This window comes from Denitromonas halophila, assembly GCF_007625155.1.
GTDB lineage: Bacteria > Pseudomonadota > Gammaproteobacteria > Burkholderiales > Rhodocyclaceae > Nitrogeniibacter > Nitrogeniibacter halophilus.
The window spans coordinates 408494-424653 of the sequence record NZ_VMNK01000003.1 but is presented as its reverse complement, the minus strand read 5'-3'; the positions used below and the strand labels follow the sequence as shown (position 1 = coordinate 424653).

General features: G+C 65.3%; 15 protein-coding genes and 1 tRNA gene. 11 read left to right on the top strand and 5 right to left on the bottom strand.

Translation table 11 applies throughout. The annotated features are described in order from the left end of the window. The first annotated feature begins 75 nt into the window (after nt 1–75). A complete protein-coding gene (locus FHP91_RS04115; protein ID WP_144174505.1) occupies nt 76–534 on the top strand; it encodes an Lrp/AsnC family transcriptional regulator in 459 nt (152 codons plus the stop codon). Nucleotides 535–606: 72 nt separating this feature from the next. Here FHP91_RS04115 and FHP91_RS04110 read toward each other — a convergent pair whose 3' ends face one another. Continuing rightward, nucleotides 607–1035: a c-type cytochrome gene (locus FHP91_RS04110; protein WP_144308373.1), complete on the bottom strand. Its 429-nt coding sequence runs from the start codon at nt 1033–1035 to the stop codon at nt 607–609. A gap of 121 nt (nt 1036–1156) precedes the next feature. Between FHP91_RS04110 and FHP91_RS04105 the strand changes: the two genes are divergently transcribed. The 3 genes from FHP91_RS04105 (at nt 1157) to FHP91_RS04095 (ending at nt 2702) form a co-directional block, all read left to right on the top strand. Then, nucleotides 1157–1232 (top strand) — tRNA-Arg (locus FHP91_RS04105). A 39-nt stretch (nt 1233–1271) separates the two neighbouring features. After that, nucleotides 1272–1913, top strand: coding sequence for an MBL fold metallo-hydrolase (locus FHP91_RS04100; RefSeq protein WP_144308372.1), 642 nt, complete (start codon nt 1272–1274; stop codon nt 1911–1913). Nucleotides 1914–1997: 84 nt separating this feature from the next. Continuing rightward, on the top strand, nt 1998–2702 hold the full coding sequence (locus FHP91_RS04095) for a response regulator transcription factor (protein ID WP_222105101.1): 705 nt from the start codon (nt 1998–2000) through the stop codon (nt 2700–2702). A 26-nt stretch (nt 2703–2728) separates the two neighbouring features. Here FHP91_RS04095 and mscL read toward each other — a convergent pair whose 3' ends face one another. Continuing rightward, nucleotides 2729–3151 (bottom strand): large conductance mechanosensitive channel protein MscL, encoded by a 423-nt coding sequence (gene mscL, locus FHP91_RS04090; RefSeq protein WP_144308371.1) that lies wholly within the window; start codon nt 3149–3151, stop codon nt 2729–2731. A 205-nt stretch (nt 3152–3356) separates the two neighbouring features. On the opposite strand from mscL, the gene FHP91_RS04085 reads away from it, so the two are divergent. Genes FHP91_RS04085 through FHP91_RS04075 form a run of 3 tightly spaced genes read left to right on the top strand, consistent with a single transcriptional unit; the run spans nt 3357 to nt 8735 of the window. Next, the gene (locus tag FHP91_RS04085; RefSeq protein WP_186301436.1) at nt 3357–4976 is read left to right on the top strand and encodes a FecR domain-containing protein; all 1620 of its coding nucleotides are present in this window, start codon (nt 3357–3359) and stop codon (nt 4974–4976) included. A gap of 19 nt (nt 4977–4995) precedes the next feature. Continuing rightward, entirely contained in the window at nt 4996–7296 is a 2301-nt protein-coding gene (locus tag FHP91_RS04080; protein WP_144308369.1) for a CHASE2 domain-containing protein, read from the top strand. 8 nt (nt 7297–7304) lie between these two features. Then, nucleotides 7305–8735, top strand: coding sequence for a hypothetical protein (locus FHP91_RS04075; protein WP_144308368.1), 1431 nt, complete (start codon nt 7305–7307; stop codon nt 8733–8735). A gap of 67 nt (nt 8736–8802) precedes the next feature. Here the strand turns inward: FHP91_RS04075 and FHP91_RS04070 are convergent, their stop codons facing one another. Continuing rightward, nucleotides 8803–9423 carry a trimeric intracellular cation channel family protein gene (locus FHP91_RS04070; protein ID WP_144308367.1) on the bottom strand — a complete coding sequence of 207 codons (621 nt, stop codon included), beginning with the start codon at nt 9421–9423 and terminating at the stop codon, nt 8803–8805. 271 nt (nt 9424–9694) lie between these two features. Continuing rightward, on the bottom strand, nt 9695–10576 hold the full coding sequence (locus FHP91_RS04065; protein ID WP_186301435.1) for a PEP-CTERM sorting domain-containing protein: 882 nt from the start codon (nt 10574–10576) through the stop codon (nt 9695–9697). 311 nt (nt 10577–10887) lie between these two features. Between FHP91_RS04065 and FHP91_RS04060 the strand changes: the two genes are divergently transcribed. The 3 genes from FHP91_RS04060 to FHP91_RS04050 all read left to right on the top strand — a co-directional run bounded on the left by FHP91_RS04060 (nt 10888) and on the right by FHP91_RS04050 (nt 14451). Then, complete coding sequence (locus FHP91_RS04060; protein ID WP_144308365.1) at nt 10888–11835, top strand: NAD(P)H-dependent flavin oxidoreductase; 948 nt, start codon at nt 10888–10890, stop codon at nt 11833–11835. A 295-nt stretch (nt 11836–12130) separates the two neighbouring features. Next, complete coding sequence (locus FHP91_RS04055) at nt 12131–12796, top strand: LuxR C-terminal-related transcriptional regulator (protein WP_144308364.1); 666 nt, start codon at nt 12131–12133, stop codon at nt 12794–12796. 116 nt (nt 12797–12912) lie between these two features. Continuing rightward, nucleotides 12913–14451 (top strand): sensor histidine kinase, encoded by a 1539-nt coding sequence (locus tag FHP91_RS04050; protein WP_186301434.1) that lies wholly within the window; start codon nt 12913–12915, stop codon nt 14449–14451. Nucleotides 14452–14525: 74 nt separating this feature from the next. On the opposite strand, the gene FHP91_RS04045 is transcribed toward FHP91_RS04050, so the two are convergent. Further along, nucleotides 14526–15353, bottom strand: a complete 828-nt coding sequence (locus tag FHP91_RS04045; RefSeq protein WP_144308362.1) for a hypothetical protein — start codon at nt 15351–15353, stop codon at nt 14526–14528. Nucleotides 15354–15580: 227 nt separating this feature from the next. Between FHP91_RS04045 and FHP91_RS04040 the strand changes: the two genes are divergently transcribed. Continuing rightward, nucleotides 15581–16153 (top strand): hypothetical protein, encoded by a 573-nt coding sequence (locus tag FHP91_RS04040; protein ID WP_144308361.1) that lies wholly within the window; start codon nt 15581–15583, stop codon nt 16151–16153. Nucleotides 16154–16160: the final 7 nt, after the last annotated feature.

Below are 16160 nucleotides of genomic sequence, written 5' to 3'. Positions count from 1 at the left end.
AACTTGGCAAAATTTTTCTCGCATGTGCCGTGCAGAGGAAAAACGTTCCGGTTTCGATGCCATGCCAAAGCCACCATGAAGATTGATCGTATTCAACGCCAGATCCTTGCCGAGCTGCAGAAGAACTCCCGCATCAGCAACCAGGAACTGGCCGATCGGGTCGGGCTGTCGGTGTCGCCGTGCTGGCGCCGCGTGCGAGAGCTCGAAGAGGGCGGGTTGATCCGCTCGTATGTCGCCTTGCTCGACCGCAAGAAGCTGGGGCTGGACGCTTGTCTGTGGTGTCAGGTGCGCCTCAAGAAGCACAGCGCCCAGATTGCCGAACAGTTCGAAACCATGGTGGCGGCGCGCCCCGAGGTGGTCGAGTGTTATGAGCTGACGGGCGAGAGTGACTACCTGATGAAGGTCTACCTGCCCGACATGGACGCCTACACCGCCTTCATGCACAGCTTCTTGCTGAAGATGCAGGAGGTCGATGTGGTGCGCACGAGCGTGACGCTGCGCGAAATCAAAAACGAAACCGCGCTGCCCATTTGATCGCTGCCGCAAGGGGCGGACAAGAAAAAGCCCCGTCGTCGATACGGGGCTTTTTCTTGTCGCGAGGCAGGCTTAGTTGCCTTCGATCGGCGGCTCCGTGAAGCTCGCGCCCGACTGGTTGGCCAGATACGCAACGGCGCGGACCAGCTCCGTGTCGGTCAGATCACTTGCGCCACCCTTGGGCGGCATGGCGCCTTTGCCCGCATTGGCACTGGCCACCAGGCCGTCGAGGCCCATCGCCAGACGCGGTGCCCAGGCGGCGTTGTCGCCGGTCTTGGGCGCATCGAGCACGCCCGAACCATGGCAGCTGGCACAGACGCTGGTGTAGATCTGTTCACCCGTGCGGCTGCCCGGGGCCACTTTGGCGACAGCGAGTTCGACGTGCGCGACAGGTTGGGTCAGCTGGGCAGACATCTCACCATCAATGCTTTTGTTATCACCACAGCCGGCCAGCGGCAGGGCGAGGACGGCGAGAAGGCTCAGGAGGCGTGTTTGGGTCATGCTCTTTTCCTCTGTGCGGGTGCAACAATCATAAAGCGGCGATTATAGCGGGGCGAGGGCCGGTTTGGAAAACGCCGACGTGGACGCTTTTGGCAAAAGAGGCTATTCTCACGCCCTCTGCGCGCCTGTAGCTCAGTGGATAGAGTACTGGCCTCCGAAGCCAGGGGCCGCTGGTTCGATTCCAGCCAGGCGCGCCATGCCCCACCAGTCGGTTTCGGCGGTCATACCAGGTGACCATGCTCGAATATCGCATCATTCCCGTAACGCCCTTTGCCCAGAATTGTTCCTTGCTGTGGTGTTCCGACACCCGCAAGGCGGCTGTTGTCGACCCCGGTGGTGATATTCCGCGCATCATGGCGGCGATTGCTGCCGCCGGCGTTGAGGTCGACAAGATCTTGCTGACGCACGGTCATATTGATCATGCCGGTGCGACCGCCGAGCTTGCGCGCACGCTGGATGTGCCCATCATCGGACCGCAGCGTGAAGAGCGCTTCTGGCTCGACGCGCTTGAAAAGCAGAGCAAGATGTTCGGCTTTCCGCCGGTCGAGTCCTTCGAGCCCGACCGTTGGCTCGAAGACGGTGACATGGTCGAGATCGGCAAAAATCAGCTTCAGGTGCTTCATACGCCGGGTCATACGCCGGGCCATGTCGTGTTTTTCGATGCCGGATCGCGTCTGGCAGTGGTGGGCGATGTGTTGTTTGCCGGCTCGATTGGTCGCACCGATTTTCCGCGAGGCGACCACGCGACCTTGGTGGCAGCGATCCGCGACAAGCTGTGGCCGCTGGGGGACGATGTCAGCTTCATCCCCGGCCATGGTCCGCAGTCGACCTTCGGCGCTGAACGCGCAAATAACCCGTATGTAGGCGATGGCCGTTGAATACGCTACCGGATGGTCGTAGCGATTTGCGGTAGGATGTTTGGTCAAGATCGATTGAATTTGTGACAGAGCGAGGACGCCGCCGTGCGATTGGCCATTCTTGAAGACGACACGCTCCAGAGTGATACGCTGGCCGATTGGTTGCGCCAGGCCGGGCATGACGTGCATGTTTTCTCGCAGTCGCGCGATTTCATTCGCGTCGCCGGGCGAGAAAGCTTCGACTTGTGCCTGATCGACTGGATGCTGCCGGAGATGACCGGCACCGAGGTGCTGCACTGGCTGCGTGAAGACCGCGCCAACGACACCCCGGTAATCTTCATTACCGCGCGCGATGCCGAAGAAGACATTGTCACTGCGCTCGGCGCCGGTGCAGACGACTATCTGGTCAAGCCGCTGCGTCGCTTCGAGTTGCTCTCGCGTATCGATGCCGTCATGCGTCGTGCCCGTCCGCAGGCGTCCGACTCGATGATCGAAGTGCCGCCCTTCAGCTTCGATGTGCACTCCAAGCGGGTCACCCTCGATGGTGAGCCCGTCGAGCTGACCGACAAGGAATTCGACCTTGCCGCTTTCCTGTTCAAGAACCTTGGCCGTCTGCTCTCGCGTGGCCACATGCTCGAAGCCGTGTGGGGGCGCAATCCCAACCTCGCCACGCGCACCGTCGACACCCACATCAGCCGGGTGCGCAGCAAACTGGGTCTGCGGCCCGAAAACGGCTTTCGTCTGACGCCCACCTATAACTATGGCTATCGGCTCGAGCAAATCGACGCCGCCGAGGACGCCGCCGACTGATCGACGGCCTCGCCCGGCCAGTGGCTTCAGTTGCGCTTCAGCGAATCACGAATCTCACGCAGCAATACGATGTCTTCCGGATCGGCCTTGGGCGCTTCCGGCTCGGGCGGCGCTTCGCGCTTGAGTTTGTTGATCGCCTTGATGGCCATGAAGATCGCAAAGGCCACGATCATGAAATCCAGCGTCGTATTGATGAACACCCCGTACTTGATCAGCGGTGCGCCGGCTTTTTCCGCCTCGGCCAGCGAGGCGAACGTGCCCTCGCCCAGATTGACGTACAGATTGGAGAAGTCGACTCCGCCAATCATCTTCCCTACGATCGGCATCACCAGGTCATTGACCGCCGAATTGACGATCTTTCCGAAGGCTGCGCCGATGATCACGCCGACGGCCATGTCCATCACGTTGCCCTTGACGGCAAATTCCTTGAACTCCGAAATAATATTCATCTGCTGAACTCCTGGCTGGAGGCCACTGTCGGCGGTCGAATGCCCGTGTGCCTGATTTGACGGCTTTTGCGACGGCTGTGGACTATGCTGTCCAGATGGCGACGTTAGACGGATTTGTCGTTCGTGAGAAGAATTATCACTGTTTTTCACGGCAAGAACCGTCATCGCACGTATGATGAAACGCTTGCTTACGAAGGGACGCCCGATGCAACCGAAAGTCACAATCCGTCGTCTGTTGGTCGTCGGTCTGGCGGCTTTTGTACTGTCAGGGGGCGGTGCTGCGCATGCTGCCGATGATGCCGTGACCTACGTGGTGCAGCCGGGCGACACCCTGATCGGGTTGGGCGAAACCTTGCTCGAAAACCCTGATCGCTGGCCGACCGTGCAGCGCCTCAACGCGGTTGCCGACCCCTACCGGATACCGATCGGACGCAGCCTGCGCATCCCCGTTACGTTACTGCGCAAAGAACCGCGCGCCGCACGCGTGGTGCACGTGAGCGGTGGCGCCAGCGCCGATGGCCAGCCCCTCGCGGTTGACCAGAAAGTGTCGGAAGGCGCCCGGCTGGTGACGCCGGCTGAAGGCTTCATGACGCTAGAACTGCCCGATGGCTCCCGCCTCACCTTGCAACCGCAAAGCGATGTGCGTATCGACGCGCTGCACGGGTTCAAGGGCGTGGACGATGTTCAGCGCGCCACTTTTGATGTCCGCCAGGGCCGTATCGAAACCGAGGTCAAACCGCAGGCCGGGCCGGCGGCGCGCTATCGCATCCACACGCCGACCGCGATCATCGGCGTGCGCGGCACCAGTTTCCGTATCGCCAGCGAATCCGAGCAGACCCGCGCCGAAATGCGTAGCGGCACGGTCGCCGTGCGCGGTGACAAGCCGGGACGCGAGATCGCGCTCAAGCAAGGTTTCGGGCTGGTGGCCCGTGCCGGCCAGCCGGTTGATGTACCAGTGCCGTTGCTGGCGGCGCCGGATGTGGCAAATATCGTGACGCTCTACGAGCGCCCGGTCATGCGCGTGCAATTGGCCCCGGTGGTGGGTGCGGTGGGCTATCGCGGTCAGATCGCGCAGGACGCCGACTTTACCCGCATCGTGGCCGAGGCCAAGTCCACTGTCCCCGATCTGAAGATCGCCGGTTTGCCCGATGGCGCCTACCACCTTCGCGTGCGTGCGCTCGATTCGCGTGGGCTCGAAGGGCACGACGCTGATCTGGTGGTGCGTCTCAAGGCACGGCCCGAGCCACCCTTCATCAATGCTCCGCGGCCGGACGGCAAAGCCGGTGCCGGCACGGTGAATTTCGCCTGGGCCCAGGCTGAAGGCGCGGCTACCTACCGCTTCGAAATTGCCCGCGACGCCGGCTTTGCCGACATCGTGACCCGCGACGATGCCCTCGCCCACAATGCCACCGCCGTAGCACTCGAGGCGGGTGAATACCACTGGCGCCTGGCCAGCACGCGCGCCGATGGTGACCGCGGCCCCTGGGGTGATCCGGTCGGCCTCACCGTGCGCCCGCCGATGGCCGAGGTGCCGCCGCCGGCCTTCGATGAAGACAACATGCTGTTCGCCTGGGGCAGTGAGCCTGGCCAGACCTTCGACTACCAGTTTGCCGAAGATGCCGAGTTCACCCGGCTGGTGGCCAGTGGCAATGTCACCACGCCTGAGCTGGTGATGGCCAAGCCCGCTGCCGGGGCTTATTTTTTGCGCGTCCGCGCGATCGACCCCGACGGCTTCGTGGGCGGCTATTCCGCCCCTCAGCAAGTGATCGTGCCGGCCGAGTTGCCGGCGTGGATGCTCTTCGTGCCCTTGTTGATCCTGCTCTGATAATTCACGGATCGCTTTTGTGACTGAACGCGGATTTTTCGAGTGGCTGATCGTCACCCTGCTGTGCGCTGCGGTGGCGGTGAGCGCAACCTGGGCGGGCTGGTTGTGGCGTTTTGATCAGGTGGCCTACGACGGCGCCATGTCGGTGGCGCGGCCTGACGCCGATGCGCAAGTGGTGGTGGTGGCCATCGACGACCCGAGTCTGACCGAAATCGGTCGCTGGCCGTGGCGGCGCTCGGTGCACGCCGCCCTGATCGAGCGCCTCAGCGCGGCCGGGGTACGCAGCATTGTGATGGACGTCATCCTCAGCGAAGCCAACTCGGCCGACCCCGAGGCCGACGCCCTGCTCGCTGAGGCGATTCGCGCCAGTGGCCGGGTCATCCTTCCGTTGGTGCAGGCCACGCGTGGCAACGCCATCGTCGGCGAAGCGCCGCCCGCGCCGATCTTTTCGGCAGGCGCCGCGGGTGTCGGACACATCCATGTCGAGTTCGACCCGGACGGCATTGCCCGCAGCATTTATCTGTGGGAGGGCGACGGCGCCGCGCGGTATCCGCAGCTCGGCCTCGCCGCGCTCCAGCATGCCGAGTCCGAGCGCGCCGCGCGTTATGTCGCGCCGCCCGCGGGGGTAGGCGCGGGCTGGCATCGGGCTGACTGGCTGCGCATCCCCTTCGCCGGGCCGCCGGGCAGTTTCCGCTACCTCTCCTACGCCGACGTGCTGCGGGGCGATGTCGATGTCGCGGCGCTGCGCGACAAGGTCGTGTTTGTCGGCGCCACCGCCGCCGGCATGGCCGACAGTGTGCCCACGCCCACCTCGGGCTTTAACCGGCCAATGCCGGGCGTCGAGGTCAACGCCAACGTCTATGCCGCCCTCAAGCGTGGTGAAGCCGTGCGGCTGATGCCCGCGCCGATGGCCGCCAGCATTGCCGGTGGTATTGTCGTGTTGCTGATGGGCCTGATGCTGCGCGCCGCGCCGCGCAACGCCTTGCTCATTGCCTTTGGCGCTTCGGCCGCCAGTTTGCTGCTCAGCTGGGCCGCGCTGCATGCGGCGATGTGGTGGTTCCCGCCAGCCGGCGCGGTGCTCGGCTGTCTGCTGTGCTACCCCTTGTGGAGCTGGCGACGACTCGAGGCCGCGCAACGTCACCTCGACGACCAGCTCGAAATCCTCGATCGCGACGCGGCCAAGCTGTTTCCCGCCATGCAGATCGAGTTGCCGCGCGCGCATGGCGTCGACCCGCTGCAATTGCGCATCCGTCGGGTGGATCAGGCCGTCCAGCGTCAGCGCGATCTACACCGCTTTGTGGTCGACACACTCGACCACCTGCCGGTCGGCGCGGTGGTGACCAACCCGGCCCACCAGGTCATGCTCTGCAACCAGGAAGCCATGCGTCTGCTCGAAGCCTCCGAGCCGCTCACCGTGGCGCGTGCCATCAAGTCGCTGGAGTGGCCGCCGGGCGTGCCCACCGAAGGCGGCGTGCCGCTGCACGAGGGCGCCGGCAGCGTCCGCACCGTCGAGCTCGACGCCCCCAACGGCGCGCGCTTGCTGGTGTCGGCGGCCGGGCTGGCCGACGCCTCGGGCCGGCCGTTCGGTTCGGTGTTTGGTCTGGCCGACATCACCCGCATTCACGACGCCCAGCGCAGCCGCGAGGAGACCATGCACTACCTCTCGCACGACATGCGCTCGCCAATCGCCTCCATCCTCACCCTGATCGAGGCCGAACAGCTCGCCGGCGACGCCAGCGCCAGCGGCCACGCGCTGCTCAACCAGCTCACCCGCTACGCACGCTCCGCGCTCAAATTGGCCGATGACCTGTTCCGCCTGGTGCGCGCCGACGCCATCGACGCCAGCCAGTTCAAGGAGATCAGCCTCGCCGGCGTCATGCAGGACGCCGCCGACGAAATCTGGGCGCTGGCCAAGGCACGTGGCGTGACGGTGGCCGTGCAGATCGACAACCGCGGCCACGACGACGGCTATGTGCGCGGCGACCGCGATCTGCTGCGTCGCGCCCTGGTCAATCTGCTCGGCAACGCCGTCAAATACGGTGCGCCCGACAGCACTGTCGAGATCGCGCTCCGCCGTGAGAACAACGGCTGGGCCGTCTCGGTGCGCGACCACGGCGAAGGCATCCGGCAAGATCTGCTGCCCAGCCTGTTCCAGCGCTTCGGTCGCCTGCCCACTGCCGCCAGCCGCCGCGAGTCCGGTATTGGCCTCGGGCTGATGATTGTCAAAACCGTGGCCGAGCGTCACGGCGGCCGTGCCTCGGTCAAGAGCGAATCGGGTCAGGGCACCACCTTCACGCTGCACCTGCCGGCGCTGCGCTAGGCGTCCTCATGGTTGCCGCGCCCCGTCGTCGCACCGCCCGCGTTATCCTCTGGCTGGTGGCTTTTGCCATTCTCGTCACCGCCTTGGTGCTCTGGCAGTTCAGCGACCGCTGGCTGGGTGGCACCCTCGTTGAACAGATCAACGCGCGGCTTGTCGGGCAAGTGCGTATCGACGGCTCCGTGTCGCTGCAAGTGTTTCCGCCCCGGCTCACGCTCGCCGACGTCGCCTGGCAAGGCCCGGGCGCCACACCCAGCACCATGCAACTCGACCATCTCGACATCCGCAGCGACTGGGACGCCGACGGCGCCGCTCGTCCGCTTACCATTAGCATCCGCGGCGTGCGCGGCCAACTGCGCCAGCAAGCGGACGGTCAGTGGCAAGTGCCTACGCCCCTCGCGACGACCAATGCGCCCGATGACGGCGCGCCCGTCAAACTCGCCGCGCTCACCGTGACCGACGCGACGGTTGAACTCATCGGCCGCAGTGTGCCCACCAGCGTGCGCCTAACCGAACTCAAGTTGATCGAATCGCCCAGCGGCTGGCAGGTGGGCGCCACCGGCGGTGCGTCCACCGCCGAGGCCACCGTCGACGGCGCGCTGAGCAGCACCGTAGAAATTGCCGCTACCGGGCTGCGGCTGACTGAATTCACCGCCACGCTCACCGGCCAGGTCGGCCCGGCAACGATCGAGTCGCTCGCGATCGGTGTCGCCACCGTGGCGCCTGCGCCCGACGGCGCCTGGCAACTCGCCGCTCTTGCGACCGAACTGCGCGCACGCGATGGCGATCGCCAGATCACACTCACCGCCGAGGCCGGCTCGGGTCGCTATGCCGCCGGCGGCGCGCAGCTTCTCGGCCTGCAAGCCAAGGCCACATTCGCCCTGGCCGGCCCAGCGAACGCCGCCACCGCCACGCTCACCGGCATGGATCTCGCCTTCGCCGGCCAGCAAGTCACGGCCAGCGGCCGGGCCCATGTCGTCACCGCGCTCGTCGCGGGCCCCGTCGGCGTCACCGCCGAGCGTTTTCAGATCTCGGCCGACCTCGCCACCGGTCGCGTCGAGGGTGCTTTCCCCAATGTGAATGCGGCGCTGCCCGACCCCGCCAAACCCGGCGCGCAGCTCGGCGTCGACGCGACGCTCACCGGCCACTGGCAAACGGCCGAGCGCACCGGTGCGGGCACCGTAGAAGCAAAAGTGGAAGACAGCCGACTCAACGGCCAGTGGCAGATCGCGCTGGCGCAGCCGCACTGGCTGACGGTCGACGCACAGGTCGACCGGCTCAACCTCGACCGTTGGCAAGCCCCCGGCCCCAGCAAGCCCGAAGCCTTGCCGCTGGATGCCTGGCGCGACTGGCCGCTACGCCTCGACCTGCAAGTCGGCCGCCTGCGCATGCAAGGGCTTGAAGCGCAAAACACCCGCCTGCGTCTCAACATCCCCGACTAAATCGCGTTCAGTGGTGTGCCGTAGGGCCGGTTTCAAGCGGCCAACGCGCTCGCCCGACGCCGCACCGCTATCGTCGTGCCGAATAAATCGGCAAATGCCACTTGAAGCGGATCGACAGCAGCCGGATCGTACAAATCACCACCCCCGCCGACAGCGCCGACACATCGTGGCCGACGCCCAGCTCGGGCAGCGCGATCAATGTCAGCGCCCCCAGCCAGGCCGCACTGCCATACAAGGTGCCGCCAAACACCACCGGCGCCTCGTTGCACAACACGTCCCGCAAGATCCCCCCAAACACCCCGGTCACCACACCCATTAAGCTCGCCACCAACCACGGCGCGTCATGCGCCAGCGCCACCGAGGTGCCCACCACCGTAAACAGCGACAGCCCGATCGCGTCCGGCAGCAAAAACAACTGCGCCGGCAGCCGCACCCGCCGCGCCAGCAAAAAAGTCGCTACGCCCGCCACCAAGGCCGTGATCAGGTAAGCCTGATCCGCAATCCAGAACACCGTGCGGTCGAGCAGCATGTCGCGTAGCGACCCGCCGCCCAGCGCCGCCGCCAAGGCGACAACCACCATGCCGAACAGGTCAAAAGGTTTACGGCCCGCCTCGAGCACGCCCGAGGCCGCGTTAACCGCCGCCCCGGCGAGACCGAGGCCATAGATGAGAGGTTCAATGCCTTGCATGGGGCGGAGGATAGCAGGCGCCGGCGGGGTGCGTATGTCCAGCGGTCGTCGTCGCCGAGAAATGATCGACTGCCGCGAGGCGTACAACTGCAGGGCATGTCGCGAACGACAGGCGAGGAGTTCCGGCTGGCGGAATGCGCGATGGGCCGTGGGGGCCGTGCCGGCGGCACCGGGGAAAAGATCAAGCAGATGTATGGCGCGAAGATGTTCTCTGAGGGCCTGAGGCCGATCTCAAGCGTCGGGCCGGGAACTACTACCAGAGGCCGGCTCTTCAACCGCTGGCGCCGTCGGCTCGGTGCGTCTTTCTGACTAGGCTCAGACACATGAGCGCCAGGGCCACCAGTCCGACAGACCCCGGTTCAGGGACCGATCCTGGCGGTAGCGCCTCGAAGATCGATGCCCCGCTGCCCACCACGTTTCGTGCGGAGGCGCCCGTGGTATTCGGCACGAAGGAGCCCGTCCGGTTGCTGTCGATCAGCATGTCGGCCAGGCTGCCGTATGTCACGTAGATCGCATCGAGGCTGCTCTCGCCTTCGAGGTTGAACAGGTTCCAGTAGGTCGCGCCGTCCGATCCGCTACCCACCACGTTTTGCGCGGAGGCGCCCGTGGTGTTCGGCACGAAGGAGCCCGTCCGGTTGCTGTCGGTCAGCATGTCGGTCAGGCTGCCGTAAGTTACGTAGATCGCGTCTAAGCTGCTCTCGCCTTCGAGGTTGAACAGGCTCCAGTAGGTCGCGCCGTCCGATCCGCTACCCACTACGTTTTCCGCGGAGGCGCCCGTGGTATTCGGCACGAAGGAGCCCGTCCGGTTGCTGTCGGTCAGCATGTCGATCAGGGTGCCGTACGTCACGTAGATCGCATCGAAGCCGCTCTCGCCTTCGAGGTTGAACAGGTTCCAGTAGGTCGCTCCGTCCGATCCGCTACCCACCACGTTTTGTGCGGAGATACCCGTGGTGTTTGGCACGAAGGAGCCCGTCCGGTTGCTGTCGGTCAGCATGTCGATCTGGCTGTCGTAAGTCACGTAGATCGAGTCGAGGCTGCTCTCGCCTTCGAGGTTGAACAGGTTCCAGTACACCGGTGCCGTCTGAGCAATGCCAGACCAGCCAAGGCCGACAGCCATCGACGTCACCAAATAGAGCATTCGAATGTATCGCATGATCTGTCTCCTCGTGCCTGTCCCAGGCGCTCCACTCCGCTTTGCGGTCTCCGGGCGGAAGTCCATGTGGCCAGAGGTGGTTAGTACTTTAGTCTAAGCACTATTTGTACCATTGAAAAATAGATTCATAGAATCAATGTGATGACATTGGCGTTCGAAAGGTATGTAATGGATTTCGACACTGCGTGGCGAGATCGGTCGTGTTGATTGCACCATCCGGACAACGCATTTTCGGCACACCTCCGGTTTGCGACGCGCCACAAACGGTCGACAATCCCCTCGTCACCGTTCGCTGCCGAAGGAGCCCCGCCATGTCTCTCCCCGCCGCTTTCCGATCCACGCTCCGTCTGCCGGCCATTGCCGCGCCGATGTTCCTGGTCTCCGGTCCCGAGCTGGTGATCGCGGCTTGCCGGGCCGGGGTGGCCGGGTCTTTTCCGGCGCTGAATGCGCGGACCAGCGACTTGCTGGATCAATGGCTGGGCGAGATCAACACCGCGCTGGCGGTGACGCCGTGCGCGCCCTACGGGGTGAATCTGATCCTGCATGCGAGCAACCCGCGGGTGCGGCCGGATCTGGATTTGCTGGTCAAGCACAAGGTGCCTTTCGTTATCACCAGTCTGGGGCATCCGGGCGAGGTGGTTGAGGCGGTGAAAAGTTATGGCGGGGTGGTGTTTTCGGATGTGATCCATGCCTATCACGCGCGCAAGGCGATGGCGGCGGGGGCGGATGGCATCATCGCGGTCGCCGCGGGTGCGGGCGGGCATGCGGGCACGCAGAGCCCGTTCAGCCTGGTACGCGAGATCCGCGAGTTCTGGCATGGCACGCTGGTGCTCGGCGGTGCGATGTCGGACGGCGCCGGGGTGCGCGCGGCGGAGGTGATGGGGGCAGACCTCGCCTACCTCGGCACGCGCTTCATCGCCACGCAGGAGGCGATGGCGCAGGCGGCATACAAGCAGATGCTGGTCGATAGCGGCGCATCGGACATCGTCTATACCGATGCGGTGTCGGGCACCAATGCCAACTTTCTGTGGCCCAGCTTGGCGGCGGCGGGCTTCACGCGCGAGCAGCTCACGCTCAGCCTGGGCAAGGGCAAGATCAAGGACATGAGCGATGAGGCCAAGGCCTGGCGCGATGTGTGGAGCGCCGGCCATGGGGTGGCGACGATCCACGACATTCCGACGGTGGCCGAGCTGGTGGCGCGCCTCGGCGCGGAGTATGACGCGGCGTGTGCCTTGCCTCGGAGCGCGGCCTGCCGTTGAGTGGGCGGTGGCCTGGCGTCGAGCGTGAGGGCAGAATCTCGATGCATGACGCAGGCATGTTTCGGCGTGGTCGTTGGCGCTCGCCTGCCCTGAACCGTCCCATGTCATGCCCAGTATCCCGTCGAGTATCAACGGCGTTGCTGTCGGCTTCGTGCCGGCCGTGAACGCCAAAGTCAATCAGCGCCTCGTCGATGGACTGTACGCACGCTAACGCGCTGCCAACCCCAATCCCGCAGCAAAAACCTGCGATACTCGGGCGCATGGCAACCGATAGGGTCGCGCGTTCGTGCCGGCCATGAAGCGCGTGCAGATACCCACCGATTCTTCCGCCGTCCGTGTGGTCGTGGCCGATGACCACGCGATCATTCAGGACGCCGTGCGCAGCTTGCTGGTGCAGGCCGGGGCGCAGCTGCTGATGCGTTTCGAGATTTGCGCGATCGCGCCGGACGGGTTGGCGGCGATTGCGCAGGTGAAGGCGCACCGGCCCGATCTGCTGTTTCTCGATATCTCCATGCCGCTGGCCAGTGGGGCGGAGATCATCCACGACATCCGTCGCTGGAGTCCGGCCACGCGCATCGTTGTGTTCACCGGCATTACCTCGCCGGGCCTGGTGGCGAGCACGGTGGAGGCGGGGGTCGATGGCTTGTTCAGCAAGGGCGGGGCGACGACGGCGATGATCGACAAGCTGCCCTTGATCCTGCGGGGCGGGCGATTCATCGCGCCGGAGTTCGAGGCCATGATCGCGGCCGGCCGGCAGGCGGCGACGCTGACCGACCGGGAGCGGCAGATTCTCAACATGGTGGTGGCGGGCAAGACCAACAAGGAGATGGCGCAGATGCTGAACATCAGCCCCAAGACGGTGGACAAGCACCGCAGCAGCCTGATGACCAAACTGGACGTCCATTCCGCCGCGCAGTTGATGATGCGCGCGCTCAAGGACGGATTGATCGACCCGACATGAGCGAACCCCGCGGCCGGCGCTGCGTCGAATGGGGTGCCGACCCCATGTTGCCGAGTCGGGCGGCGTCGAACAATGAGGGCTTCCGGCCTGAGCGGCCGATGCCTGGGTATCCGATCATGATGACTCCTTCCCTGTTGTGCCGCCTCGGTGCGGCGCTTCGCTGCTTGCTGCCCCTGGCGGGGCTGCTGCCGCTGCCAGCACTGGCGTTGACGCCCGGTGCCACGGCGGGCGCTGGCGACATCGCCTTCTACACTTTTACGCTGAGCGCGGCGGCCTTTTCGGCGGCGATCATCGCAGCGTATCGGCAGCCGAAGTGGCTGCCTTATGTGTTGTTAACGGTGCTGCTCGCGCTCAATGCCGCCGCGCAGGACGGCATGTTGGCGCAAGTGCTGGGCGAGACCGATTTCGTGCTTTGGGCGCTGCCCTTCATCATCACCACCGCAGTGACGGCCTACGGCTACTGGCTGGTGGCCGCGCGGCTCGAAATACCGCACGCGTTGGTGCGTTTTCGCCGGCCCAGCCTGATATTGGCGGTGGTCTCTGGCCTGTTGTGCGTGAGCAGCGCGCTGTGGTTGAAGCGGATTCCGCTGACCGCCATGTGGGTGCCGGCCAATGCCTTGTTCTTTGGCATGCTGCTGGCGCAAACATTGCCGCCACTGACCTGGCAAACGCCCGACCCGGGGCTGCGCCGCATCATCCGTGCCTTTCCGGTGGTGCTCGGCGGTGTTGCCGTCGCTGTTTATCTTGGTCACTGGCTGGCGTTCGACTTCGATCGGGCGACGCTGAATCAGATCAACCGAGGGTTGATGGTGCTGGTGGCGGTGTTCGCGCTGACCATCGTCATCTGGCAGGCCTTTGCCGCCGCGCGCGAAAAGGTGGATGCCGAACGTCGGGTGCTGGAGGCGGCCAAGGCCGAGGCCGATCTGCAGCTTGCCCTGGTGCGCGCCGAGCGGGACTACGAGCGGGCGCGCGCATTGGCCGAACGGCACCGCACGCAGCTGGCGTCGGTGTCACACGACCTCAAGCAGCCGATCACCGCACTGCGCATCGCCATTGACGACCTCCAGCGAGAGGCGCAGGGGACGGAGGCCGACAAGCTCGATCGCGCAGTCGATTACATCGACAGCCTGGCCCGCGCCTATCTGGACGAGGAGCTGGCCGCCGGCCCACGCGGTGGCGCTGTGGATGACAGCCCGGCGCCAGCGCGGGAGACGGTGTCGACCCTCATTTTTGCCGCCATGCTGCGCCAGATGTTTGCCGATGATGCGGCACGGCGCGGTGTTGACCTGCGGGTGCGCGCGACCGAGGCGTGGGTGTGTGTCGACCCCTTGTCGACCATGCGCGTCATGACCAACCTGATTGGCAACGCGCTGGCCCATGCCGCGCCCACGCGCATTCTGGTCACCTTCCGGCAACGGACCGGGCAGGTGTGCTTTCAAGTGCGGGACAACGGTCGCGGGATGGACGCCGACATGCTGGCGCGAGTGGGCGAACCCGGCGTGCGCGGCGACACCGACAGCGACGGCCATGGGCTGGGGCTGGGCATTGTGCAGGCACTGTGCGATGCCGGCGACATGCGCTTCACGCTGGCATCGGCGGCCGGGCGTGGCACCTGCGCGACGATCATCATCACCCGTGTCGCGCCGCCCGCCTAGCGAGCCGCTGGCGCGATCCGGGGCAAAAAGAACGGCCGGAGATCGGCCGTTTTGCTATCGGTGCGGTCGGCCATCTATATGCAGTCTTTCGGGGCGTTTTCGGCGTTGTCCTGACGGCCAGGCGCGCATCGCGCCATGCGTTGCACCGGGCGGCCGTCGCGCGGCAGGGTGTACCACAGCCAGCCAATGCTGACATTGGTCGTGCCGATGTGAAAGCCGTTGTCTCCGATGTCGTAGCCCAGGTGATACGCGCCGTCCTTGAGCACTGCGCGCGGCGCCGTGATGCGCATCGCGCCATGGGTTCGTGCGACCTCCATGGCAATCACCCGCTGGCGACTGAAGTCGACCGAGGATGCCGAGGGCCGATCGGGAGTGGCGAGCGTCAGGTTCTCGAACTGTTCGGCCGTGGCGGCTTGAATCAGCGTGTCGCCCAGATGTGTTGGCAGATCGAAGTCGGCCTCGCGGATCTGCGCTTCATCGGCGTGCCACGTGCCGTCGCGCCAGCGCAGCGTCACTTCCACATTGAAGGGCCGCGCGCCGTTTGGCCCGGCGCCGGTGATATAGCGTGCCCGTACCTGCGCTACCCTGGCCGCTTTGTCTACCCAGCGGGCCGCCACGAAGTCGGTCAGCCACCAGCCTTTGACGAGTGGTATCAGCGGTGCCGAGGCGGGGGCGTGGCGCCGCAGATCCTGCACGTACAGCCCGCCGGCGCAGCGCGAGGTGCTGCGGAAAGACAGCGATTCGCCATCGGCGCTGCGCAGTATCTGTGCGTAATCGAGCGTCGCCGCACATGGATGCTCGACGGTCGTCGTGGCGGGTGGCGCGGCGAGCGTCATCGCCGCCGAGCCGCACAGGCAAAGGGACAGCGTGAGTTGGCGGGTGATGTGTGCGGCGGTTTTCATGAGGGGCTCCCGACGGTTTGATGGCTCAACCATAGCAAGCCGTGCGTCTGCGGCGCATGGGGTGTTCACCGCATTTGATGCGCTGCGCGGGCCGAAGGCCGCAGCGCGTTGATGGCGCAGGATGGGGTGTTGACCCCATTCAAGTGACTCGGCGGCTGACCAAGAATAGAGGTGTCGTCAGGGCACATGACGCCCGACAACACTCCATAGACCACCGCGAGACGATCATGAAAACAACGACCACGCTCCCGACCCCGCGCCGCTTTGACCGCCCCTTGCGCGCCTTGATTGCCACCGGCCTGATCGCTGTCAGCCTGGGTAGCACCGCGGTTCAGGCCCAGGCGCCCCAGTTGCCGCAGATTCCCGCCTTCCTGCCCACCTCGGCGAGCGTGCCGGCCGGGGCGGCGATGGACATCGATGGCGAATGGATGATCGACGCCATTGGCAAGCGCATCCGCATCGAAGGTGGGCGCGCTTACGCGGTCGATCCGTGGCTACACATGTTTGTGCTGCAAGTGCAGCCGGGCATGGTGGTGATCCAGAACATCCAGCGCGTTGGCGATGGTCGCTATGTGGGCGACGACCTGCCCCTGCTGGGCCGATTCGAGGCGCTGCGCGATGCCTCGGGCGCGCTCAATGTGACGGTCGCCAGCGTGCTCGGGGCTGTCCGCTACCAGCTTCAGCCTGTTAGTCTTGACCACGCCGGCGGGCTCGGCGGTGGCGAAACGCCGCTGCCAGGAGAGGACGAGGCCCCGGTCGACACCGACGAGAACGACTTCGACGACGACGCTGACGACTAAGGGAGCC